At 70.5% G+C, this 22,435-nt stretch carries 21 protein-coding genes; 9 read left to right on the top strand and 12 right to left on the bottom strand.

Going from position 1 to position 22,435, the window contains the following annotated elements; genetic code table 11:
* Positions 1–6: 6 nt before the first annotated feature.
* Together ACFWP5_RS19295 and rocD are read right to left on the bottom strand one after the other, a co-directional pair.
* Positions 7–858, bottom strand: a complete 852-nt coding sequence (locus tag ACFWP5_RS19295; RefSeq protein WP_384157578.1) for a hypothetical protein — start codon at positions 856–858, stop codon at positions 7–9.
* 116 nt (positions 859–974) lie between these two features.
* Positions 975–2,180 (bottom strand): ornithine--oxo-acid transaminase, encoded by a 1,206-nt coding sequence (gene rocD / locus ACFWP5_RS19290; RefSeq protein WP_384157475.1) that lies wholly within the window; start codon positions 2,178–2,180, stop codon positions 975–977.
* Between the two features lie 212 nt (positions 2,181–2,392).
* On the opposite strand from rocD, the gene ACFWP5_RS19285 reads away from it, so the two are divergent.
* Positions 2,393–3,847 carry a glycine hydroxymethyltransferase gene (locus ACFWP5_RS19285; protein WP_384157472.1) on the top strand — a complete coding sequence of 485 codons (1,455 nt, stop codon included), beginning with the start codon at positions 2,393–2,395 and terminating at the stop codon, positions 3,845–3,847.
* A gap of 45 nt (positions 3,848–3,892) precedes the next feature.
* Here the strand turns inward: ACFWP5_RS19285 and ACFWP5_RS19280 are convergent, their stop codons facing one another.
* The 4 genes from ACFWP5_RS19280 to ACFWP5_RS19265 form a co-directional block, all read right to left on the bottom strand.
* Positions 3,893–4,645: a hypothetical protein gene (locus tag ACFWP5_RS19280; protein ID WP_384157469.1), complete on the bottom strand. Its 753-nt coding sequence runs from the start codon at positions 4,643–4,645 to the stop codon at positions 3,893–3,895.
* A gap of 36 nt (positions 4,646–4,681) precedes the next feature.
* A complete protein-coding gene (locus ACFWP5_RS19275) occupies positions 4,682–5,380 on the bottom strand; it encodes a hypothetical protein (protein WP_384157466.1) in 699 nt (232 codons plus the stop codon).
* Positions 5,381–5,713: 333 nt separating this feature from the next.
* Positions 5,714–6,718: a hypothetical protein gene (locus tag ACFWP5_RS19270; RefSeq protein WP_384157463.1), complete on the bottom strand. Its 1,005-nt coding sequence runs from the start codon at positions 6,716–6,718 to the stop codon at positions 5,714–5,716.
* Positions 6,705–7,307, bottom strand: coding sequence for an RNA polymerase sigma factor (locus ACFWP5_RS19265; RefSeq protein WP_384157460.1), 603 nt, complete (start codon positions 7,305–7,307; stop codon positions 6,705–6,707). The genes ACFWP5_RS19270 and ACFWP5_RS19265 overlap by 14 nt, the downstream gene beginning before the upstream one ends.
* A gap of 100 nt (positions 7,308–7,407) precedes the next feature.
* On the opposite strand from ACFWP5_RS19265, the gene trpS reads away from it, so the two are divergent.
* Complete coding sequence (trpS, locus tag ACFWP5_RS19260; RefSeq protein ID WP_384157458.1) at positions 7,408–8,421, top strand: tryptophan--tRNA ligase; 1,014 nt, start codon at positions 7,408–7,410, stop codon at positions 8,419–8,421.
* Positions 8,422–8,584: 163 nt separating this feature from the next.
* Positions 8,585–9,166 carry a 2'-5' RNA ligase family protein gene (locus ACFWP5_RS19255; RefSeq protein WP_384157455.1) on the top strand — a complete coding sequence of 194 codons (582 nt, stop codon included), beginning with the start codon at positions 8,585–8,587 and terminating at the stop codon, positions 9,164–9,166.
* 32 nt (positions 9,167–9,198) lie between these two features.
* Here the strand turns inward: ACFWP5_RS19255 and ACFWP5_RS19250 are convergent, their stop codons facing one another.
* Positions 9,199–9,942 carry a decaprenylphospho-beta-D-erythro-pentofuranosid-2-ulose 2-reductase gene (locus ACFWP5_RS19250; protein WP_384157452.1) on the bottom strand — a complete coding sequence of 248 codons (744 nt, stop codon included), beginning with the start codon at positions 9,940–9,942 and terminating at the stop codon, positions 9,199–9,201.
* A 160-nt stretch (positions 9,943–10,102) separates the two neighbouring features.
* On the opposite strand from ACFWP5_RS19250, the gene ACFWP5_RS19245 reads away from it, so the two are divergent.
* On the top strand, positions 10,103–11,056 hold the full coding sequence (locus ACFWP5_RS19245; protein WP_384157449.1) for a YihY/virulence factor BrkB family protein: 954 nt from the start codon (positions 10,103–10,105) through the stop codon (positions 11,054–11,056).
* Here the strand turns inward: ACFWP5_RS19245 and ACFWP5_RS19240 are convergent.
* Positions 11,004–12,347: a D-alanyl-D-alanine carboxypeptidase family protein gene (locus tag ACFWP5_RS19240; protein WP_384157446.1), complete on the bottom strand. Its 1,344-nt coding sequence runs from the start codon at positions 12,345–12,347 to the stop codon at positions 11,004–11,006. The genes ACFWP5_RS19245 and ACFWP5_RS19240 overlap by 53 nt on opposite strands.
* Before the next feature lie 91 nt (positions 12,348–12,438).
* Between ACFWP5_RS19240 and ACFWP5_RS19235 the strand changes: the two genes are divergently transcribed.
* The 4 genes from ACFWP5_RS19235 (at position 12,439) to ACFWP5_RS19220 (ending at position 16,234) form a co-directional block, all read left to right on the top strand.
* Positions 12,439–12,678 carry an SCO4848 family membrane protein gene (locus tag ACFWP5_RS19235; RefSeq protein WP_384157443.1) on the top strand — a complete coding sequence of 80 codons (240 nt, stop codon included), beginning with the start codon at positions 12,439–12,441 and terminating at the stop codon, positions 12,676–12,678.
* Positions 12,679–12,682: 4 nt separating this feature from the next.
* Positions 12,683–13,942, top strand: coding sequence for a metallophosphoesterase (locus tag ACFWP5_RS19230; RefSeq protein ID WP_384157441.1), 1,260 nt, complete (start codon positions 12,683–12,685; stop codon positions 13,940–13,942).
* Positions 13,943–14,144: 202 nt separating this feature from the next.
* Complete coding sequence (locus ACFWP5_RS19225) at positions 14,145–15,701, top strand: ABC transporter substrate-binding protein (RefSeq protein WP_384157438.1); 1,557 nt, start codon at positions 14,145–14,147, stop codon at positions 15,699–15,701.
* Between the two features lie 128 nt (positions 15,702–15,829).
* Positions 15,830–16,234: an ATP-binding protein gene (locus ACFWP5_RS19220; RefSeq protein ID WP_384157435.1), complete on the top strand. Its 405-nt coding sequence runs from the start codon at positions 15,830–15,832 to the stop codon at positions 16,232–16,234.
* A gap of 47 nt (positions 16,235–16,281) precedes the next feature.
* On the opposite strand, the gene ACFWP5_RS19215 is transcribed toward ACFWP5_RS19220, so the two are convergent.
* Positions 16,282–17,739: a sensor histidine kinase gene (locus ACFWP5_RS19215; RefSeq protein ID WP_384157432.1), complete on the bottom strand. Its 1,458-nt coding sequence runs from the start codon at positions 17,737–17,739 to the stop codon at positions 16,282–16,284.
* Entirely contained in the window at positions 17,736–18,422 is a 687-nt protein-coding gene (locus ACFWP5_RS19210) for a response regulator transcription factor (RefSeq protein WP_384157429.1), read from the bottom strand. Before ACFWP5_RS19210 ends, ACFWP5_RS19215 begins: the two co-directional genes overlap by 4 nt.
* A gap of 188 nt (positions 18,423–18,610) precedes the next feature.
* Here ACFWP5_RS19210 and ACFWP5_RS19205 point away from each other — a divergent pair, with 188 nt between their 5' ends.
* Entirely contained in the window at positions 18,611–21,013 is a 2,403-nt protein-coding gene (locus ACFWP5_RS19205; RefSeq protein ID WP_384157575.1) for an MMPL family transporter, read from the top strand.
* Positions 21,014–21,104: 91 nt separating this feature from the next.
* On the opposite strand, the gene ACFWP5_RS19200 is transcribed toward ACFWP5_RS19205, so the two are convergent.
* Together ACFWP5_RS19200 and ACFWP5_RS19195 are read right to left on the bottom strand one after the other, a co-directional pair.
* Complete coding sequence (locus ACFWP5_RS19200) at positions 21,105–21,917, bottom strand: TetR/AcrR family transcriptional regulator (protein WP_384157426.1); 813 nt, start codon at positions 21,915–21,917, stop codon at positions 21,105–21,107.
* 11 nt (positions 21,918–21,928) lie between these two features.
* A partial coding sequence (locus ACFWP5_RS19195; RefSeq protein ID WP_384157423.1) for a thiol-disulfide oxidoreductase DCC family protein occupies positions 21,929–22,435 on the bottom strand: 507 nt, incomplete at its 5' end.

Below are 22,435 nucleotides of genomic sequence, written 5' to 3'. Positions count from 1 at the left end.
GGACGGTCACCCCAACTCACCCGCACCCTCCACCGCTCCACCGCCGGAGGCCGGCGCCTCTCCAAACCGCGCCAACGCCAATGCCCCCGCCACCGCCACCAGGAACCCCAGCACCGCCAGCCACTCCAGCCCGTCCCGCGTACGGTCCCCGAGCCACACCACCCCCACCGCCGCCGGCCCGAGCGTCTCCCCGATCACCAACCCCGCCGTCGCCGTCGTCACAGACCCCCGCTGCAGGGCCGTCGTCAGCAACAAGAACCCCGCACCGCCACCGACAAGCAGCGCGTACGTCGCCGGATTGCCGACCAGCGTCGAGGGGGAGAGCGAGTCGATCAACCGAACGGCCACCTCGACCACCCCGAACCCGAACCCGGCCCCCAGCCCCAGCGCCAACGCCCGCCCCCGCTCCGGCAGTCGCCCCCCGACCAGCCCGAGCAACAGCACCGCCCCCGCCGTCCCCAGCATCGCCCACTTCAACGCCATGGACCCGTCCCGGTGCCCCTCCGCCCCGGACGCCAGCCCCAGCATCGCCAGCCCCGCGCACACCACGCCGACGGCCGCCCACTCCATCCCGCTGAGCCGAACTCCCAGCAGCCGGGCGGCCACCACCGCCGTCACCGCGAGGCTCGACGCCAGTGCCGCCCCGACCGCGTAGATGGGAAGCGACCGCAGCGCCGCGATCTGGAACACGAACCCCAGACCGTCCAACCCCAGCCCCGCCAGATACCGCCACTGCCGCAGCGCCCGCAGCAACAGCGCCGCGTCCCCGCCCCCACCCGTCGTGGCCGCCCGGGCGGCGACCGCCTGCAACACCGTCGCCGTACCGAAGCAGACCGCCGCGCCGAGCGCGCACACCATTCCAAAGAGCACAAAGTGACTCTAGGGGAGGGGAGATCGCCGCGGTCTCCCAGGTGAGCCCTCTCACCCAACTCCAGGAACTCCGGGGCTGTCCCCAGGAACTCCCGGGGCGGTGTCTAGACCCCCAGCACCGCGCGCAGTCGGTCCAGCCCCCAGTCCAGGTCCTCCTGGCTGATCATCAGCGGCGGCGCGATCCGGATCGTCGACCCGTGGGTGTCCTTCACCAGGACGCCCCGGTCCATCAACCTCTCCGAGATCTCCCGGCCCGTCCCGACCGCCGGGGCGATGTCGACCCCCGCCCACAGGCCCCGCCCGCGCACCGCCGTCACCCGGCCCGTACCGGTCAACTGCCGCAGCTCCCCGTGCAGATGCTCCCCGAGCTCCGCGGCCCGCGCCTGGTACTCGCCCGACCGCAGCATCGCGATCACCTCCAGCGCCACCGCACACGCCAGCGGATTCCCGCCGAACGTCGACCCGTGCTCCCCGGGCCGGAACACGCCCAGCACCTCCGCACTCGACACCACCGCCGAAACCGGCACCACCCCGCCGCCCAGCGCCTTCCCGAGCACGTACATGTCGGGCACCACCCCCTCGTGCTCGCACGCGAACGTCCGCCCCGTCCGTCCGAGCCCCGACTGGATCTCGTCGGCGATGAAGAGCACGTTCCGCTCCCGCGTCAACTCCCGCACCCCCGCCAGATATCCGGCCGGCGGCACCAGCACCCCCGCCTCCCCCTGGATCGGCTCCAACAGCACGGCCACCGTGTTCTCACTGATCGCCGCCCGCATCGCGGTGAGATCCCCGTACGGCACGATCTCGAAGCCCGGCGTGTACGGCCCGAAGTCCGCCCGCGCCTCCAGGTCGGTCGAGAAGCTGACGATCGTCGTCGTACGGCCGTGGAAGTTGTTGCCCGCCACCACGATCTTCGCCCTCCCCGCAGGCACGTCCTTGACCTGGTACCCCCACTTCCGGGCCGTCTTCACCGCGGTCTCCACGGCCTCCGCACCCGTGTTCATCGGCAGCACCAGCTCCATGCCGCACAGCTCGGCCAACTGCTCGCAGAACGCGCCGAACCGGTCGTGGTGGAACGCCCGCGACGTCAGCGTCACCCGCTCCAACTGGGCCTTCGCCGCCGCGATCAGCCGCGGATTGCCGTGCCCGAAGTTCAGCGCCGAATAACCGGCCAGCAGATCGAGATAGCGCCGACCCTCCACGTCCGTCATCCACGCACCGTCGGCGGTGGCGACGACCAACGGCAGCGGGTGGTAGTTGTGCGCGGTGTGCGCGTCGGCGGCGGCGATGAGTGCTTCCGTACTGGTCACGGCGTCTCCCGGAGGTGAAGGTGCCCCTTTCTTATCCTCGCCCGCATGGTGGACGCAGGAGCCGCACCGTCCGGCACGCCCGGTAGGCTGAGCGGCGGGCCGTGACTGGCGCGCTGGGATGGGACCGACCATCGGGGAGCGGCCCGAGCTGGAATGTGTGCCGTGCGCCTGGGCCGTACCGAGAACGCCGAACGCCACGTCCGGAGGTCCCCATGCCCGACAATTCCGCGCCCCTCTCCAACGAGTCCACCGCCTTCCGCGCCGCCCTCGACGTGATCCGCGCCGTCGAGCCGCGCGTCGCCGACGCCATCGGCCAGGAAGTCGCCGACCAGCGCGAGATGCTCAAGCTGATCGCCTCCGAGAACTACGCCTCCCCGGCCACCCTCCTGGCCATGGGCAACTGGTTCAGCGACAAGTACGCCGAGGGCACCATCGGCCGCCGCTTCTACGCCGGCTGTCGCAACGTCGACACCGTCGAGGCCCTCGCCGCCGAGCACGCGCGCGAACTCTTCGGCGCCCGCCACGCCTACGTCCAGCCGCACTCCGGCATCGACGCCAACCTCGTCGCCTTCTGGTCGATCCTCGCCGACCGCGTCGAGGTCCCCGCCCTCGCGAAGGCGGGCGTCCGCCAGGTCAACGACCTCTCCGACGCCGACTGGGCCGAACTCCGCCACGCCTTCGGCAACCAGCGCATGCTCGGCATGTCCCTGGACGCCGGCGGCCACCTCACCCACGGCTTCCGCCCCAACATCTCCGGCAAGATGTTCGACCAGCGCTCCTACGGCACCGACTCGGCGACGGGCCTGATCGACTACGAGGCGCTGCGGGTCTCCGCCCGTGAGTTCAAGCCGCTGATCATCGTCGCCGGCTACTCCGCCTACCCCCGCCTGGTGAACTTCCGCATCATGCGCGAGATCGCCGACGAGGTCGGGGCGACCCTGATGGTGGACATGGCGCACTTCGCCGGCCTGGTCGCGGGCAAGGTGCTGACCGGCGACTTCGACCCGGTCCCGCACGCCCAGATCGTCACCACCACCACCCACAAGTCGCTGCGCGGCCCGCGCGGCGGCATGGTCCTGTGCGACGACTCCCTCAAGGACCAGGTCGACCGCGGCTGCCCGATGGTCCTCGGCGGCCCGCTCCCGCACGTCATGGCCGCCAAGGCCGTCGCCCTCGCCGAGGCCAGGCAGCCCTCCTTCCAGGACTACGCCCAGCGCATCGTCGACAACTCCCGTGCGCTGGCGGACGGTTTGATGCGCCGGGGCGCCACCCTCGTCACCGGCGGCACCGACAACCACCTCAACCTGATCGACGTCGGCTCCTCCTACGGTCTCACCGGCCGCCAGGCCGAGGCCGCCCTGCTCGACTCGGGCATCGTCACCAACCGCAACGCCATCCCCGCCGACCCCAACGGCGCCTGGTACACCTCCGGCATCCGCATCGGCACGCCCGCCCTGACCACCCGTGGCCTGGGCACCGCCGAGATGGACGAGGTCGCCGGTCTCATCGACCGCGTCCTCACCACGACGGAGCCCGGCACCACCAGCAAGGGCGCGCCGTCCAAGGCCCAGCACATCCTCGACCCGAAGATCGCGGACGAGATCTCCCACCGCGCCACCGACCTCGTCGCCGGCTTCCCGCTGTACCCGGAGATCGACCTCGGCTGACAGCTGACACACGCCCTCTGTTGAGTTGTCAAAGATCGGCGACTCTCACAGATCGATGAGTTCCTGTCGTGGTTCCTCGCGCGGCGGTCCGGCCACACGCCGGGCCGCCGCGCGGCGTATCACCAGCGTGCTGCCGACCCCGACAGCCACGCCCGCGGCCGCCCACCAGATGGGTCCGGCCGGCCCGGCCGATCCAGACCCGCCCCCAACTGCCTTGTCATCGGTACCGGTCCCGCCGAGCAGTCCCGTCCGCTCCACCTGTGCGAAGACCGCGCGCGGTGCCCGATGCCAGCGGATGTCGTCGTCCGCCACCTCCGGAGCCGGGTCCGTCCGCACCCACGGTGTGCCGTCCGCGGCCACGAACAACTGGTCCTCCCGCTCCACCGCCACATCACCACCCGGGGCCCGACTCGTCCGAGGCCAGCCCCCGACCCCGGTCAGCCCCCACACCACGGTGATCCGCACCGCCGGATACCGGCCGGCCTCCCACTCCTGCGACACCCGCTCCGTCCCCGCGTACGTCGGCTGCAACAACGTCCACAGGCGGGCGAACGACGACTCCCCGGAGCGCCACGCCTCCGTCCGGCCCGTGTCACCCGACACGACCAGCGCCAGATCCGGGATGTCCCGGCGCGGGTCCTGCGCCCCGGTCTGTGCCTGATCCGTAGCCCGGGTCCACGCCTGACCCATCCCGACAGCCTGGGCCTGGGCCTGAGCCGTCCCGGCCAGAGCCATCAGCACCGGCCCGGCCACGAGACACAGGCCCCGCGACCTCGCCCGTCCCCTCCCGCGTTCCATCCGTCCCCCTCCATCTCTCCTCGGCCCCTCCGCCCCTCACACGTCCCGCAACTCCTGCCTGGGCCCCGGCTCCCGCCCCTTCCGCCACCGGTCCAACGGCAGCCGCGCGGCGAACGGCCGCAGAACGAGCGCCAGTACCGCTCCGGCCGCCGCGCCCGGTATCGCCCACCACCAGTCGGTGCCATGGCCCTTGTCCGGCAGGGAGACCTGCACGGTGGTGGTCCCCGTACCCGCCCCCGTGTCGGCGTCAGGTGCGACGGTGGCCGGAGCAGGCTCGGTCGACTGCCACGGCGCCGGGAGGATGCCGGAGTATCCGTCGCCGGTGCCCTTGCCCATCACGCCCAACTTCTTCAAGAGGGCGCGCAGTTGGGCGGGTTGCCCGGCCCGGTGCCAATAGCCGTTGAGGTTCGTGTTCTCCGACACGTCGGCCGCTGTGTGGATCCAGACCGCCTGCGGCCGGGACTCGACCGGAAAGACCCGGTCGATCCGCCAGGGTGATATGTCGTGCGCCAGCCAGGTGACGTTGATCTGACGGGCGTGGGCCAGATCGGCCTCGGGCGGCTTGTCGCGGGTGCCCTTGCCCTCCGGTCCGAGCAACTGCTGGAGCTTTCCGTACTGTTCGTCCGAGTAGTACAGCGCCGTGGCCTGCCCGCTCTCCGGCGAGGTCACGAGCACGCTCGTCGGTCCGCCCGCCGACGCGTCCGACGCGCCCCACACCATCAGAGCCAGCGTCATCGCCAACGCCCCGCTCAGAGCCGCCAGTTCACGAATCCCGCCGGCACTCCTCCCTGTCCCGCCCGCACTCATCTCTGTCCTGTCTGCACTCCCGCCCGTCCCGCCCGCCCGCCTCCCAGCCCGGCCCGCACCCCCGCCAGTCCTACCCGCACTCCCGCCTGCCCCGCCCGTACTTCCGCCTCCGGACATCCGAACCCCCAACCAGCCGATCCCCGTACGGCCCGCCCGCGAGCCGCCTGTCACTTCTGGTACACCGCTCGGCCCGCCGAGGTTCCCACCCCACCCGCGCTGCTTTCGCTACTCGCCCTACTCGCCCGACTCGCATCACTCGCCCTACCCACGCCGGTCGAGCGACTGCGCGATCTCCACGGCCCGCCGCTTCGACGCCACGCCCTCCAGACGGAACGTCAGATCACCGCCCGGAACCCCGCCGACCGCATGGGTCCACAGCAGCGTCGGCCCCGCCGTCCGCTCCTCCCGCGTATAACGGCCCCCGTCAGCGTCCACCAGCCAGAAGCTCAGCAGATGCGGTCGCGCGAACCACAGCGCCGGGTCCTGTATGCCCTCCGGCGGGACGGTCCCGTCCAGCGACAGCCACTCCGGCGGTTCACGCACCGTCTTGGCGAAACCGACGTCCAGCCGCGCCGGATACTCGTCGACCCGGACCGTGTGCCCGCTCTCCCGCCAGCACAGGCTCACCAGAAAGCGCCCCCGCGGCTCAGCGGTCACCGTCACCGCGTCCGGAACGCCCAATGCGTCCGGCACCAGCGGATCGAACCCCGCCCGCTGACGGGCCTGCGCCGGCGTCACCGACCGCCCGCACCCCGGCACCTCGGCACCGGCCGAGGGCACCGCCGACGGGTCGTACCGCACCTCGACCCCGCCGAAGCCGAACCAGTCGAAGACCGCCGCCCGCACCGGAGGCGTGAGCACGAGCACCGTCAGCAGACCGCACAGGGCCGCCGCCAGCGCCCGCCGCCGCATCCGCGCCCAGCGCCGGACGGCGCGCAGCCGCGCCCGAATCCCGGTGGGCCCGGTCTCCTGGACGGGGACCGGGATCTGCTCGGCCAGTATCTGCGCCAGCACCCGCTCGACCATCGACTCGGACCCGGCGGCCTCGCCTTCGCCACCGCCACTGCCACCGCCCCGCGCGTCCAGCGAACGCCCCAGCGCCCGCAGCTCCGCGGGCAACCGAGAGGCACCCGCGTGCCCTTCAGGGCCCGCACGCCCACGCCCGGTGCCGTCACTCGCACCGGCGCCCTCACCCGCAGCGGCGGCCTCACCGTCGTACGACTCCCGTCCACCGTCGTACGAGGACCGTCCGTCACTCACACTCATCACCCCCTTCCCGAGGCCGGAAATCCTGCAGCAACCGCCCGAGTTTCCTCAACGCGCGGTTCAGCCGGGACTTCACCGTCCCGCGTGGCCAGCCCAGGGCCTGGGCCGTCTCCGGTTCGTCCATCTCCAGGAGATAGCGGTAGGTCACGACCAGGCGGTGCTCCTCGCTCAGCTGGTCCAGGGCTGACAGCAGGGCCGCGCGGCGCTCCGTCTCCAACGTGGCCACCGCAGGGTCCGCCGATTCCGGTATCAAGGGCTCAGCCTCCGCGAACGCCGCCTCCCGGCCGGCGAGCGTGCGCTGACGAGCCGCCGTACGCACTGTGTTCCTCGTCTCATTGGCGACGATCGACAGCAGCCACGGCTTGAACGAGGCGCCGTCCCGGAACCTGCCCAGCGCGCAGTACGCCTTGACGAAGGCCTGCTGCACCACGTCCTCCGCGTCCGCTCCCGCCCCGAGTGCCGCGGCCGCCCTGAGTGCGATGCCCGTGTGGGCCCGCACCAGCTCCGCGTACGCCTCCGGCTCTCCGGTGCGTACGCGTGCGATCACCGCGGCCTCATCGACGATGCGGCCCCCCTCCCGCGTCTCCACATCTTTGGTACACCGCCCGAGCCGGATCGGTTCCCACCCGTGTCACGTCACTTCCGAACCAGTTCCGGACCGGGCCCCAAGACCTGAGAGAATGGTGAACATGGCCTCTGATCGACCCCGCGTGCTCTCCGGAATCCAGCCCACAGCAGGCTCGTTCCACCTCGGCAACTACCTCGGCGCCGTGCGCCAGTGGGTGGCCCTGCAGGAGTCCCACGACGCGTTCTACATGGTCGTCGACCTGCACGCGATCACGGTCCCGCAGGACCCGGCGGACCTGCGCGCCAACACCCGGCTCGCCACCGCACAGCTGCTGGCCGCCGGGCTGGAGCCGGAGCGCTGCACGCTCTTCGTCCAGAGCCATGTCCCCGAGCACGCCCAGCTCGCCTGGGTCATGAACTGCCTGACCGGCTTCGGTGAGGCGTCCCGCATGACCCAGTTCAAGGACAAGTCCAACCGGCAGGGAGCCGACCGCGCGAGCGTCGGCCTGTTCACGTACCCGATCCTCCAGGTCGCCGACATTCTGCTCTACCAGGCGCACGAGGTCCCGGTCGGCGAGGACCAGCGCCAGCACGTCGAGCTGACCCGCGACCTCGCCGAGCGCTTCAACGGCCGCTACGGCGAGACCTTCACGATCCCGAAGCCGTACATCCTCAAGGAGACGGCGAAGATCTACGACCTTCAGGACCCGTCGATCAAGATGAGCAAGTCGGCGTCCACCCCGAAGGGCCTCATCAACCTCCTCGACGACCCGAAGGCGACCGCCAAGAAGGTCAAGAGCGCGGTCACCGACACGGACACGGTGATCCGCTACGACGCCGAGCACAAGCCGGGTGTCAGCAACCTGCTCACCATCTACTCGACCCTCACCGGCACCGGAATCCCGGAACTGGAGCAGCAGTACGAGGGCAAGGGCTACGGTGCGCTCAAGACGGACCTCGCCGAGGTCATGGTCGAGTTCGTGACGCCCTTCCGGGAGCGCACCCAGCAGTATCTGGACGACCCGGAGACGCTCGACTCGATCCTGGCCAAGGGCGCGGAGAAGGCGCGAGCCGTCGCGGCCGAGACCCTCGCCCAGGCGTACGACCGGGTCGGCTTCCTGCCCGCCAAGCACTGAGGCGCACGACCGCACTGAAGTACCACTGGACAGAGCGCTGCACATCACTACGGTTGCGCCTGCCCACAACTCAGTCGTGGCCGTACAGTCGATAGCCGGGTGGCCGCACGGGTGGCCGCCCCCGCTCACCATCAGGACCACCGACAGGACGACAGGAGACGACGTGGGGACCGTAACGATCGGCGTGTCGATCGCGGTCCCGGAGCCTCACGGCAGCCTGCTCCAGGAGCGGCGCGCGGGCTTCGGCGACGCCGCGGCCCACGGCATCCCCACGCACGTCACGCTGTTGCCGCCGACCGAGGCGGACGCCTCGCAACTGCCCGCGATCGAGGCCCACCTCGTCGATGTCGCCGCCGCCGGGCGCCCCTTCCCGATGCGGCTGTCCGGCACCGGGACCTTCCGGCCGCTCTCCCCGGTCGTCTACGTCCAGGTGGTCGAGGGCGGCTCCGCCTGCACCTGGCTCCAGAAGCAGATCCGCCACACCTCCGGGCCGATGGCGCGCGAGCTGCACTTTCCGTACCACCCGCACGTCACCGTGGCGCACGGCATCGACGACGAGCTGATGGACCGCGCCTTCGAAGCGCTCGCCGACTACCGCGCGGAGTGGTCGTGCACCGGCTTCGCGCTCTACGAACAGGGCGCCGACGGCGTCTGGCGCAAGCTGCGCGAGTTCGCCTTCGGCGGAGCCGTCGTACCGCCCCAGGCGGCCCACACCGAGCGCGGCACGATCCCCAGCCACCAGTAGGCAGCCAATAGGGCCGACTCAGCCGTCCGTGCTCATACGGGCAGCCGGCGGAACAGCGCCCGCGGCACGTGCCGCAGCGCCGACATCACCACACGCAGCGTCCCGGGCACCCAGACCGCCTCCGAGCGTCGGCGCAGGCCCAGTTCGATGGCTGTGGCGACGGCTTCGGGGGTCGTCGCGAGCGGGTCCTCCTCCAGACCGGCTGTCATCCTCGACCGTACGAACCCCGGTCGTACGACCATGACGTGCACGCCCGTGCCGTGCAGCGCGTCGCCCAGTCCCTGAGCGAAGGTGTCCAGGCCGGCCTTGCTGGAGCCGTAGATGAAGTTCGAGCGGCGGGCCCGCTCGCCGGCGGCCGAGGAGAGCACCACCAGGGAGCCGTGCCCCTGGGTCTGCAGCGCCCGCGCGCTGACCAGGCCGGCCGCCACGGCACCGATGTAGTTGGTCCGCGCGACACGCACCGCGGCGGCCGGTTCGCGCTCGTCCCGCGCCTGGTCGCCGAGGATGCCGAAGGCGAGCAGCACCATGTCGATGTCGCCCTCCGCGAAGACCTTGCCGAGCACGATCTCGTGGGAGTCGGGGTCGAGCGCGTCGAAGGCGACGGTGCGGACATCGGCCCCCAGGACACGCAGTTCCGAAGCGGCACTCTCCAGGGCGGGCGACGGACGGCCCGCCAGCCACACCGTGCGGGTGCGCCGCGCGATCATCCGGCGGGCGGTGGCCAACGCGATCTCGGACGTACCACCGAGGACGAGCAGGGACTGTGGAGGACGCATGTCTGTGACCGTATCGCCCGTTTAGGGATGGTTGGTCGTGCGGCATCGACGCCCTCCCTGAAATGGGCGATTAATCGGATGCCGCTCAATAGGGCGCCACGCCCCCGTGTTTGCGGGGTACTCGCACATCGGTCTCCCCGGACGAGGGCAGAATCGGATCATGGACTGGCTGAAGAAGCTCCCCTTCATCGGGCCGCTGGTGGCGCGCCTGATGCTCACGCACGCGTGGCGGTCGTACGAGCGGCTGGACCGGGTGAAGTGGTCGCAGCTGTCCGCGGCGATGACGTTCATCAGCTTCATCGCGCTGTTCCCCCTGCTGACCGTGGCCGCCGCGATCGCCGCCGCCACCCTCAGCACCGACCAGCAGCACCAACTGCAGGACAAGATCGCCGAGCAGGTCCCCGGCATCTCCGACCAGCTCAACATCGCTTCCCTGGTCGACAACGCGGGCACCATCGGTCTCATCGCTGGTGCCGTCCTGCTGTTCACCGGCATCGGCTGGGTCGGCTCGATGCGGGAGTGTCTGCGCGCGGTGTGGGAGCTGCCCGACCGCGACGAGAACCCCCTCCTGCGCAAGCTCATCGACACCGGGGTGCTGATCGGCCTGGGCGGCGCCGTCCTGGCGACGATCGCCATCTCCACCGTCGCCTCCGCCCTGGTCGACTGGATCAGCGGCGAACTGGGCCTGGTGCAGGGCGGCTGGGGCGGGGTCCTGCTCCGAGTCGCCGCCTTCGGTGTCGCCGTGTTCGTCGACTTCCTGCTTCTGCTGTACGTGCTGACGCTGCTGCCCGGTGTCGAACCCCCGCGCCGCCGGCTCTTCGTGGCCGCGCTGATCGGCGCGGTCGGCTTCGAACTGCTGAAGCTGCTGCTCAGCGGCTACATCCAGGGCGTGGCCGCGAAGAGCATGTACGGCGCGTTCGGCGTCCCCGTGGCGCTACTGCTGTGGATGAACTTCACCTCGAAGCTGGTCCTGTTCTGCGCCGCCTGGACGGCGACGCGGAGCAAGGGGGACCCCGAGGACGACGAGTACGACCCGGCCGACGAGACCCAGAACCCCAAGGTCAGGGACGAGGGCGACGACGGACCAGATCCGGCAGTGGCCAGCGCCGGTTGACCAGGAAGACAGCGGCCGCGAGCAGCACCAGCAGCCCGCCGGTGACCGCGAGCGCGATCCCGACCCCGCTCGAACCGTCGTCGTCCGCGGCCGATGCCGAGGCCGAACCGCCGGCGCTCGGCTTCGTGGACGTGTCGCCGCCCGCCTCCCCGGTGGCCGTAGCACCTGGCTGTGCGCTCGTCTGCGGGACGTTCTTGGGCGCGACGAGCTCGCCCACCGGTTGGACCTTGCCGTCCGCCTGGAAGCCCCAGTCGAGGATCTTCGCGGCTTCCTTGTAGACCTCGTTGTGCTCGTCCTTCTCCGGGTTCATGACCGTCACCAGCAGCACCTTGCCGTTGCGCTCGGCGACCCCGGTGAAGGTCGCGCCCGCGTTGGTGGTGTTGCCGTTCTTGACGCCCGCGATGCCCGGGTACACCGAGACGTCCGAGTCGCCGCTCAGCAGCCGGTTGGTGTTCCGGATGTCGAAGGTTCCGCGGACCGACTTGCCCTTCTTCTTCGTCGTCTCGCCCGGGAACTTCGTGCTCACCGTCGAGCAGTACTCCCGGAAGTCCTTCTTCTGCAGCCCGGAGCGCGCGAAGAGCGTCAGGTCGTACGCCGAGGAGACCTGCCCCGGCTCGTCGTAGCCGTCCGGCGTCACCACGTGCGTGTCGAGCGCTTGGAGGTCCTGGGCGTGCGTGTTCATGTCGGTGACGGTCTTGTCGACGCCGCCGTACATGTGGGACAGGACGTGCACCGCGTCGTTGCCGGAGCGCAGGAAGACACCGAGCCACAGATCGTGGACCGTGTAGCTCTCGCCCTCCTTTATCCCGACCAGGCTGGAACCGGCGCCCATGCCGGCCAGGTCGGACGCGACGACCTTGTGCTCGGTCGTCTTCGGGAACTTCGGCAGCACGGTGTCCGCGAACAGCATCTTCAGGGTGCTCGCCGGAGGCAGCCGCCAGTGCGCGTTGTGCGCGGCGAGCACCGCGCCCGACTCGGCGTCGCTCACGATCCACGACCGCGCGGTCACGTCCTTCGGCAGCACCGGGACGCCGGACGTCAGATTGACCTGCGTCCCCGCCGTGCCGAGGCGGGTGCCGCCCACCGACGACATGTTCGCCGGGGGAGTGGCCGTAGGACTCGCCGACGAACTGGCCGACGAACTGGCCGACGAACTCGGAGTCGCGGTCGCGGTCGGGGTCGGCGTCGGACTCGGGGCCGCGAGGGCGGCGGGCGCGGTGAGCGCGAGGGACGACAGGGCGGCGGAGAGCACCAGCAGGGATCGCCTGATGGTCTGCAGTGGAGCGGGCACGGACGAGAACGTACATGCCGGGGGACCCGAAGTCCCGTCACCGGCCCCACCCCGGACACGGGCCCCCGGGGACGACGGCGATACTGGACTCATGAAGCTCAGCCGCCCCGTCTCCTGGTTCCTGCTCGCCTTCGGGGTGTGGAGCTGGGTCATCTGGGTCACTTTCGTCAAAAACCTGGTTGCGGACAGCAGCGGACTGGCCTTCGACGACGGCCACCCGACGGCGTACTTCTGGGTGCATCTGACCCTCGCCATCGTCTCCTTCGTATTGGGGACGGTCATCGGGGGCCTCGGGTTGCGTGGACTGCGCGCACTGCGCCGGACTTCATAAAGAAGTGGCCATCGTCGTCATCGCTCTGGTGGTCCTGGTCGCCGTCGCCGTCCTCGGCGGGCTCCACTGGTACGTCTGGCGCCGCCTCGTCCGCGACACCACGCGCGCGTGGGGGCCCGCCCGCGTCACCGGCACGGCCGTGCTCGTCGCCGGCCCGGTGCTGATGATCGCGGCCCCGGCCGCCGAACGCGGCGGCGCGCCCTTCTGGCTCCAACAAGCCCTGGGCTGGCCCGGCTTCCTGTGGATGGCCCTGGCGATCTACCTGCTCCTGGCCGTCCTCGCGGGTGAGGTCCTACGGCCGCTGCTGCGCCGGCTCCTCGAACGGCGCGGGCGGGCCGAGACGGCCGTAGAAGAGCACGAGGCACCGGCCTCCGCGACAGTCCCCGTAGGAGCCTCTGAGGCGGCCCCTGGAGAGCTGCAGAGCGGTCCGCTCGCCGTCCCCTCGCGTCGTCTCTTCGTCTCCCGTGTCGTCGGGGGTGCCGCCGCCGCTGCGGCCGTCGGGACCGTCGGGTACGGCACCTACGGCGTGCTGCGCGGGCCGAGTGTCAAGCGGGTGACCGTGCCGTTGGCCAAACTGCCGCGCTCCGCGCACGGGTTCAGGATCGCGGTCGTCAGCGACATACACCTGGGGCCGCTCCTGGGGCGGGGGTTCGCGCAGAAGGTCGTCGACACGATCAACGCGACCCAGCCCGATCTGATCGCGGTCGTCGGTGACCTGGTCGACGGCAGCGTCAAGAACCTGGGGCCCGCTGCGGCGCCCCTGGCCGGGCTGAAGGCGCGGCACGGCAGCTTCTTTGTCACTGGTAATCACGAGTACTTCTCCGGTGCCGCGGCCTGGGTCGAGGAAGTGCGGCGGCTCGGAATCCACCCCCTGGAGAACGCCCGTACCGAACTCCCCGGGTTCGACCTCGCCGGGGTCAACGACCTCCAGGGCGAGAGCGAGGGACAGGGGCCCGACTTCGGGAAGGCGCTCGGCGATCGTGACACCACGCGCGCGTGCGTGCTTCTCGCGCATCAGCCCGTGCAGATCCACGAGGCCGTGAAGCACAACGTCGACCTCCAGCTCTCCGGGCACACCCACGGCGGCCAGTTGTGGCCCGGCAACTTCATCGCGGCCGCGGCCAATCCGACGGTCGCGGGCCTGGAGCGTTACGGCGACACCGAGTTGTACGTCAGCAGGGGCGCCGGCGCGTGGGGACCGCCCACGCGCGTGGGGGCGCCGTCGGACATCACGGTCGTCGAACTGGCCTCGAAACAGGCTTAGTTGCCGCTGCCGGAGCACGTCTGCGAACTGGCTGAGAACCGGCTGTGAAACGGGCAATTAACACCCGTCGGTAAGTTCTTCCTCATCTCGGCAGAACCCTCTTCCCCCAGGCGAAACTCCTGTGGTTAGGTGATCCGCGCCACTAGGGGAGTGGCATATGTGCGAGGGACCCGGGAGGGTCCTTCCTTGGGAGGGCACACCGATGCGGTCGGTTCGCATACGGATTCTCGCGACGCTGCTGGTTCTCGCAGCCGTGGGAATCGGTGGCTGGCAATTGCTGCCGTCGGACGGGAGCAAGGACAAGACGATTACCGTCGGGTCGACGGACGCTGTCACGTCCCTCGACCCGGCCGCCGCCTACGACGCCGGTTCCTGGGCGTTGTACAGCAACGTCTTCCAGTCGCTGATGACGTTCGACTCGGGCGGCACGACACCCGTACCGGACGCGGCCAAGAGCTGCGCGTTCGTGGGCGGCGGGCTGACGACGTACCGCTGTGTGGTGCGCGACGGGCTCGCCTTCCCGAGCGGGCGCGCGATGACCGCCGAGGACGTGAAGTTCTCCTTCGACCGGGTCAAGAAGATCAACTCCGATGTGGGTCCGGCGTCGCTGCTCTCCACGCTCGGCTCGGTCGACGCCTCCGGGATGACCGTCACCTTCCATCTGTCGTCGCCGGACGCCACGTTCCCGTTCAAGGTGGCCACCGGCGCCGGTGCGATCGTCGACAGCACCAAGTACCCGAAGGACGCCGCGCGCAACGGTTACCGGGTCGACGGCACCGGGCCGTACACCTTGTCCACGTATACGAAGGACAAGAAGGCGGTCCTTTCGCCGAATGGCCACTACAAGGGTGCCGTCAAGAACACCGGGAGCCCGATCGAGCTGCGCTACTACGCCGACTCGGACGCGCTGCAGAAGGCGTACGCGGCGAAGCAGGTCTCGGTCGCCACCCGCCAGTTGCCGCCGAAGATGCTCTCCGGGCTCTCCGCGAGCGACCCCAACCAGCGCGTGTCGGAGGCGGACAGTTCCGAGACCCGCAACCTGTACCTCAACACCCGTAAGGGCACGCCCCTGCACGACGTCCTCGTGCGGCGGGCGATGGCCTGGCTGATCAACCGCGATCAGCTGGCCGCCACGGTGTACGACGGCACGGTCGACCCGCTGTACTCGCTGATCCCCACCGGGATCGTCGGCCACACGACGTCCTTCTTCGACGACTACCCCTCCCGGAACACCAAGAAGGCGAAGGCACTCCTCGAAGAGGCCGACGTCTCCCTCCCGGTCCACTTCACCTACGGCTACGGCATCGGGCACGGTTCCGGCAAGGAGGAGGCCGCCGAGCTGAAGAAGCAGCTGGAGGCGAGCGGGCTCTTCAAGGTGGACGTCAAGGGCTACGAGTGGACCGACTTCCAGAAGCGCTGGGCGACCGGCAAGCTGGACGCGTACGCCGTCGGCTGGGTCGCCGACTACCCCGACCCGGACACCTTCGGCTCCCCGCTCGTCGGCACCGGCTCGACCATGAACACCGGCTACAGCAACAAGATCGTCGACCAACTGATCCTCAGCAGCCAGAAGTTCGCCGACCGCAGCCGCGTCGACGACGACTTCCGCGACCTCCAGTCGGACGTGGCCGCTGACGTGCCGCTGATCCCGCTGTGGCAGCGCAAGGAGTACGTCGTGAGCAGCGAGGACATCGGCGGTATCTCCTACCTCACGGACGGCACCGGCGTGTTCCGGCTGTGGGCGCTGGACTGGATCTGAGGTGATCCCGCGCCGTCGGACGTGATCCTCTTCCGTTGACCTTCGTTCGATCTTTTGTCCGAGTGACGCCGGGCGGCCATCGCACGCAGCACCATGTGACGGAGGTGTGTGCGGGGTGAGGAGCCGACGTGGTCAGACGCAACTCCTTCCGGCTGCCCCGGCACCCGGCTTCCGTGGGTCTCGCCCGGCGCCGGGTCCGGGATCATCTGGCCGACTGGGGGCACCGGAGTGACGATCCGGCGCTCGAGGACGCGGTGCTGCTCGTGTCCGAGCTGGCGACCAACGTCGTACGCCACGGGCCGCTGCTGGAGCGGGAGTTCGAGGTGGCGGTGACGGCCCTCGCGGACGGCTCCTGCCTCATAGAGGTGTCGGACGAGGGCCGGCTCGAACCCCGGCTGCGGGTCGTGACGGCCCTGGAGGAGGCCGGCCGCGGCCTCCACCTCGTGGAGGGCATCGCGGCCGCCTGGGGCGTCTGGAGCCGCGGCCCACACGGCAAGACGGTGTGGGCACTGGTCCAGGCCGACACCCCATGACACCCGCGATGTTCTACGACCCGCCGTGTTCTACGACCCGTGATGTCCTACGACGGCACGGGCGTCCGCGTCGGCAGGGTCACCGTCACCGCGAGCCCCTCGCCCGGCGCCGTCCGCACCGCCACGTCGCCGCCGTGCGCGAGCACGACCCCCTGCACGATCGCCAGCCCCAGACCGCTGCCCGCGCCGCCGCCCGCCCGGAAGAAGCGGTCGAAGATGCGCGCCGCGTCGTCCTGGCAGAGCCCCGGACCCTGGTCCGCGACACACAAACGTACGACCCCGTCCTCGCGCTCCACACCGAGCCGTACGGGCACGTCGGCGGGGGTGTGGGTGCGGACGTTGGTCACCAGGTTGCCGAGTATCTGGCGCAGGCCCGACTCGTCGGCGCGCACCAGGAGGGAGCCGTCGGCGCCGACCGTGACGGGCCGTTCCGGCTGCTGCACCCGCAGGTCCTCGGCGGCGTCGCGCACCAGGCGGCTCAGATCGACGTTACGGAAGCGCAGTTCGGGCTGCTGGTCCAGGCGGGCCAGCATGAGGAGTTCGTCGACGAGACGGCCCATACGGTCCGCCTCCGCGTTCATCCGGTCCCAGGCCCGCTTGCGCTCGTCGGGTTCGGTCAGCATGCCCTTGTCGTACAGCTGGAGGTAGCCGCGTATCGCCGACAGCGGGGTGCGCAGCTCGTGCGAGGCGTCGGCGACGAAGCGGCGCAGCTGGGCCGCCGTACGCTCGCGCGTGCGGTACGCCGACTCCACCTGGTGGAGCATGGAGTTGAGGGCGACCCGCAGCTGCTCGACCTCCTGCGTCGGATGGTGGCTGGAGGGCACGCGCCGGGTCAGATCGCCCTCGGCGATCGCCGACGAGGTCTCCACCATGTCCTCCAGGGGCAGCATCCGCCGTCGCACGCTGACCATGGTCAGCGCGGCGAGCAGCACGAGCAGCAGGCTGCCGAAGGCGAGGTCCAGTTTGAGGGCCTTGGCCATGCCGTTGTGGAGGCCGCCGGTGGAGGCGGCGATCAGGATGTACGTGCCGTCGGAGAGCCGGGTCCCGACCGCCCGGTACGAGTCGCCGCGCAGCTTGATGTCGCGCGGTGTGCCGTCGGCGGCCAGCGTGGCCGGGTCGCTGAAGACGGCGGCGAGTGCCCGCTGGTCGGCAGTGGGGGTGAAGCCGGCGATCGTGAGTACCTTGCCCTGGGGGCCGACCGCCGCGAACACCTTGTCCGGCTTCGGCGAGTCGGCGCTCTTCTGGGGCATCAGTTGGTCGCCGATGCCGGCCAGGGTGCTCAGCGTGTTGAGCTGCTGGATGGTGAGCTGCGAACCGCTCAGTGAGTCACGGGACTTGGTCAGCTCGGTGTCGACCTGGGCGAGCAGGTAGTGCCGCATGCCCATCAGGCTGACGGCGGTGGCCATGACGATGCCGAGCGCCAGCAGTGCCACGTTCGCCAGCGTCAGTTTGGCGCGCAGGGAGTCGATCCCGCGCTCGCAGTTCGGGAGGTGGAACTTCCTCATGCGAGCCCGTATCCGACGCCCCGCCGCGTGGTGATCACGGGCGGTCCCAGGGCCTCCAGCTTGCGCCGCAGATAGCTGATGTAGGTCTCGACGACCGTCGACTCCTGCGGGGTGTGCTCGTACTGCCAGACGTGGCGCAGGAGTTGCTCCTTGGGTACGACCCGGCCGCCGTTGCGCACCAGGAAGCGCAGCAGGGCGTATTCGGTGGGGGTCAGCTCGACCGAGCGGCCCGCGCGGTGCACCGAGTACGTCGTCTCGTCCAGCTCCAGGTCGCCGTAGCGCAGGGGCGGGCGCTGCGGGAGGACGTCGGCGGAGCGGGTGCGGCGCAGGACGGCGGTGATGCGGGCGACGACCACGTCGATGTCGAACGGCTTGGTGATGTAGTCGTCGCCGAAGCCGAGGGCGCCGACGATCTCGGCCGGCGCGTCCCGCGCGGTGAGGAAGACGACCGCCAGGTCCGGTCTGCGGGCGCGCAGTTCGTGCCCCAGGGCGCGGCCGTCGCCGTCCGGGAGCATCACGTCGAGCAGCGCGCAGTCCGGGCGGGTGCGCTCGGCGAGGGCGAGCGCCTCGCGCACGGTGCCCGCGACCATCACCTCGAAGCGGTGGTAGCGCAGCGCGATGGCGAGGACGTCGGCGATGCTCGGTTCGTCCTCGACCACCAGCACGGTTCCTGGAGCCGTCATGCCCCCAGTATCGGCCGGGGCACTGACAGTCGGGCCGGTTGGGTCTTTGGAGTTCCTTGAGAGTCATGGCCAATGCGTGTCCACGCGTGCGTGCCGCCGCCAATTCTGTAGCCCAGGACCTGGGGGACCAACCGACCGATCGACCGATTCAACCCGGTTTCGACTAAGGAGCGTTGAGCGTGGCGGCATTGGCACGGTGGTGCTATCGGCACCGGCTGGTGGTCCTGTTGGTGTGGGTGGGGGCATTGTTCGGCCTGGGCCTGTCGGCCTCGACGGCCGGGACGGACTACGCGAACGTCTTCTCCCTCCCGGACACGGACTCCAAGAGCGCGTACGACCAGATGGCGAAGGCCTTCCCGAACACCTCGGGCGACACCGACACGGTGGTCTGGAAGGTCGACTCGGGTTCGGTGAAGGACCAGTCCGTACGGTCCCGGATCCAGCCCGCGCTCGACAAGATCGCCGGCATGAAGGGCGTCGGCGGGGTCACCGGCCCGTACTCCGGCACCCGGGGCGCGACGCAGATCAGCTCCGACGGAAAGATCGCGTACGCGCAGATCACCTTCGCCGACCAGGCGAACGCCGTTCCCAAGGACCTTGTCCAGAACGTCGTGGACACCGCGCAGAACGCCGGACGCAAGGGCCTCCAGGTCGAGCTGGGCGGCCAGGCCGTCCAGCGGGTCGAGGAACCGCCGGGCGGCATAGCCGAAGGGGTCGGCATCCTCGCGGCGGCCGTCGTCCTGTTCCTGGCCTTCGGCTCGTTCTACGCGGCCCTGCTCCCGATCGGCATCGCGATCTTCGGCGTCGGCACGGGCCTGTTCTCCACCCAACTCCTCAGCCACACCACCGACATCCCCGACCTGGCCCCGCTGCTGGCCACCCTGATCGGCCTCGGCGTCGGCATCGACTACGCCCTGTTCATCGTCACCCGGCACCGACGAGGCGTCCAACGCGGCCTGGATCCCGAGGAGTCGGCGGTCATCGCCCTCAACACCTCGGGGCGCGCGGTGCTGTTCGCGGGCGGCACGGTGTGCATCGCGCTCGCCGGGATGCTGGTGACGAACCTGCGCTTCCTGGACGGCGTGGTCATCGGCACCTCGCTCACGGTGGTCCTGAGCGTGCTCGCGGCCACGACGCTGCTCCCCGCCCTGCTCGGCTTCCTGGGCATACGGGTGCTCAGCCGCAAGCAGCGGCGCAAGCTGGCAGCGACCGGGTCCGAGCCGGAGCGCACCGACAACCTCGCGGTCCGCTGGTCGGCCGCCGTGCAGAAGCGCCCGCGCCGGATCGCCGTGTTCGCCCTCGTCGTGATGGCCGTCCTCGCCTTCCCCATCCTGTCGTTGCGCCTCGGCGCCACCGACCAGGGCAACGACAACACGTCGACGACCACCAGGCAGGCGTACGACCTGCTCGCCGACGGCTTCGGACCGGGCTTCAACGGCCCCCTTCAGGTGGTCACTTCGGGCGGCGACACCGCCACGCTGGTCAAGGACATCCAGGCGACGAAGGACGTGGCCCAGGTCGCCGCGCTGCCGCCCGCGCACGGCGTGACGGTGATCCAGGTCGTCCCGAAGACCTCACCGCAGTCCAAGCAGACGGACGACCTGATCGACACCCTGCGCGACAAGGTGATACCCGAGGCCGGTGTGACCGGCCACGTCGGCGGTGTGACAGCGATCTCGAAGGACTTCGCGTCCGTCACGGGCGACCGCCTCCCGCTCTTCGTCGCGACGATCATCGGCCTGAGCTTCCTGCTCCTCCTGCTCGCCTTCCGTTCGCTCGTGGTGCCGCTGACGGCCGCCCTGATGAACCTCATCGCGGCGGCGGCGTCCTTCGGTGTCCTGGTGGCGATCTTCCAGTGGGGCTGGGGCCTGAGCATGCTCGGCCTCGGCAAGGAGGGCCCGATCAACGCCTTCTTGCCGGTCATCATGCTGTCCCTGCTCTTCGGCCTCTCCATGGACTACCAGGTGTTCCTGGTGAGCCGTATGCACGAGGAGTGGGTCCACACCAAGGACAACGCCCGCGCGGTCCGCGTCGGCCTCGCGGAGACCAGCCGCGTCATCAACAGCGCGGCCCTGATCATGGTCTGCGTCTTCCTGGCCTTCGTCCTGAGCGGCAACTCCGGTGCGGCGACGGCAGGCGTCGGCCTGGCCGCCGCGGTCGCCCTCGACGCCTTCATCCTGCGTACGGCCCTGGTGCCGGCCGCGATGCACCTCCTGGGCAACTCCAACTGGTGGCTGCCCGGTTGGCTGGACAAGGCGCTGCCGCACCTCGCGGTGGAGCCCGCCGAGGAGCCCGAGCCGGTCGTCGCGGACGGCCCGGCATCGGCCGTCCACGGCTTCGTCCGTACGGCCGAGGGCGAGCCCCTGGAGGGCGCCGCGGTGACGCTCCTCACGCCGGGAGGACGCCAGCTGGACCGCGTCGAGACCCTGGCGGACGGCTCGTACATCGTGTCGGTGCCGGGCCCGGGGACCTACCTCCTGGCCACGACGGCGACTTCGTACGGCTCGATCGCCCGCCACGTGGCGGTGGCGGACGGTCCGCTGGTCTACGACGTCGAGCTCGCGGAGGGCGAGGTGGACGCCGTCAACTGAGCGGTGCGGGGCGCCTGTCGGAGGTGGACGGGTGCTCTGGGGAGGGCGTTTTGGGAACGCGCTCCCCAGGAGGGCGTTTTGGGAACGCGTCTCAGGGGCGTTCGTCGTCGGTGGGTCCGGCGGCGGGCGCCCCGCGCTTCTCCTTCTCCTTCTCCCTCTCCTTCTTCGGCTTCGCCGGGTCGGGCAGTGCGTGGGTCATGCCCGGCAGGAAGTCCGTGAACAGCTCGTGCACCTCCAGGACGAGCGGCCGCAGCACCCGGAAGCGCGCGAGGGACACACCGCGCGCGGTGAGACGGGCGCCGCGCTCCGCGAGCCGATAGCTCCGTTCGCGCCCCTCGGTCCGGTCGAACACCCAATACAGGACGAGCCCCATCTGGGAGAGCCACAGCAACTCCGGGAGCACGTCCCGCAGTTCCGGCGCCACCTTGGTCTTCGCGCCGGACAGCACCTCCCTGTGGACGCTGATGGCATCCACGCGCGCGTGCTCGCTCTCCGGGGAGAACGGGCTGAGCGGGCTGTCCGGGTCGGCGGCGTTCTTGAAGAACTGCACCGCGAACTCGTGGTAAGGCTTCGCGATGTCCAGCCACACCCGCAGCACGCCCGCGAGCCGCGCCTCCAGATCGGTCTCCCGGTCCAGCACCTCGCGGACCGCGAGCCGGTGTTCCTCGGCGATCCGGTCGTAGAAGCCCTGGATCAGGTGCTCCTTGCCGGCGAAGTAGTAGTAGGCGTTGCCGACCGAGACGCCCGCCTCCTTGGCGATCGCCCGCATCGTCGTCTTGTCGTAGCCGTGCTCCTGGAACAGCCGCATGGCCGTCTCCAGGATCAGCGCACGGGTCTGCTCGGACTTCGCGGACTTGGCGGGCGTACCGCCGTCCTCTTCGGGGCTGTCGTTCTTCGCGGGCACGGAAAGAGAGCCTATCCAGTGGGGCAGGAGCCGTCGGCGCAGCCCGGCGCGGTGTAGGTCCACCCCTGGTGCGGGTCGTACGACCAGCCGTCGCCCCGCCGGTACGTCCGCCCGCCCCACTGCCGGGCGTTGGACTGCCCGGCGCCCCACTGCGCCCCGCGCCACTTGGCGGCGGCGAGCACGGCGCCCCTCGCGAGCCGGGCCCCGGCCGGGGTGTTCAACCGGTGGGCCAGGGGCCGCTGTTCGCGCAGGGCCCACAGGGTGACGATCCAGGCGGCGGCGCCCCGGTAGACCTGCCCGGAGTCGCCGACGACGGTGACCTCTTCGAGGGTGGCGCGATGGTCGAGCCCGGGAAAACGCTGCCGGGCCTCTTCGGAGGACGCCGGTACCAGCTCCAGGGGCACCTGCTGCGGCTGCCGTACGAGCCAGTCGCGCAGGAAGGTGCACAGGGAGCAGTCGGCGTCGTACAGGACGGTGAGCCCGTGGACCGGGACGCGCGAGGCGTCCCGGTCCTGGGT

It is taken from the genome of Streptomyces sp. NPDC058469, from assembly GCF_042721125.1.
Classification (GTDB): domain Bacteria; phylum Actinomycetota; class Actinomycetes; order Streptomycetales; family Streptomycetaceae; genus Streptomyces.
The sequence above is the reverse complement of the archived record's forward strand: the minus strand, read 5'-3'. Positions and strand labels throughout refer to the sequence as shown.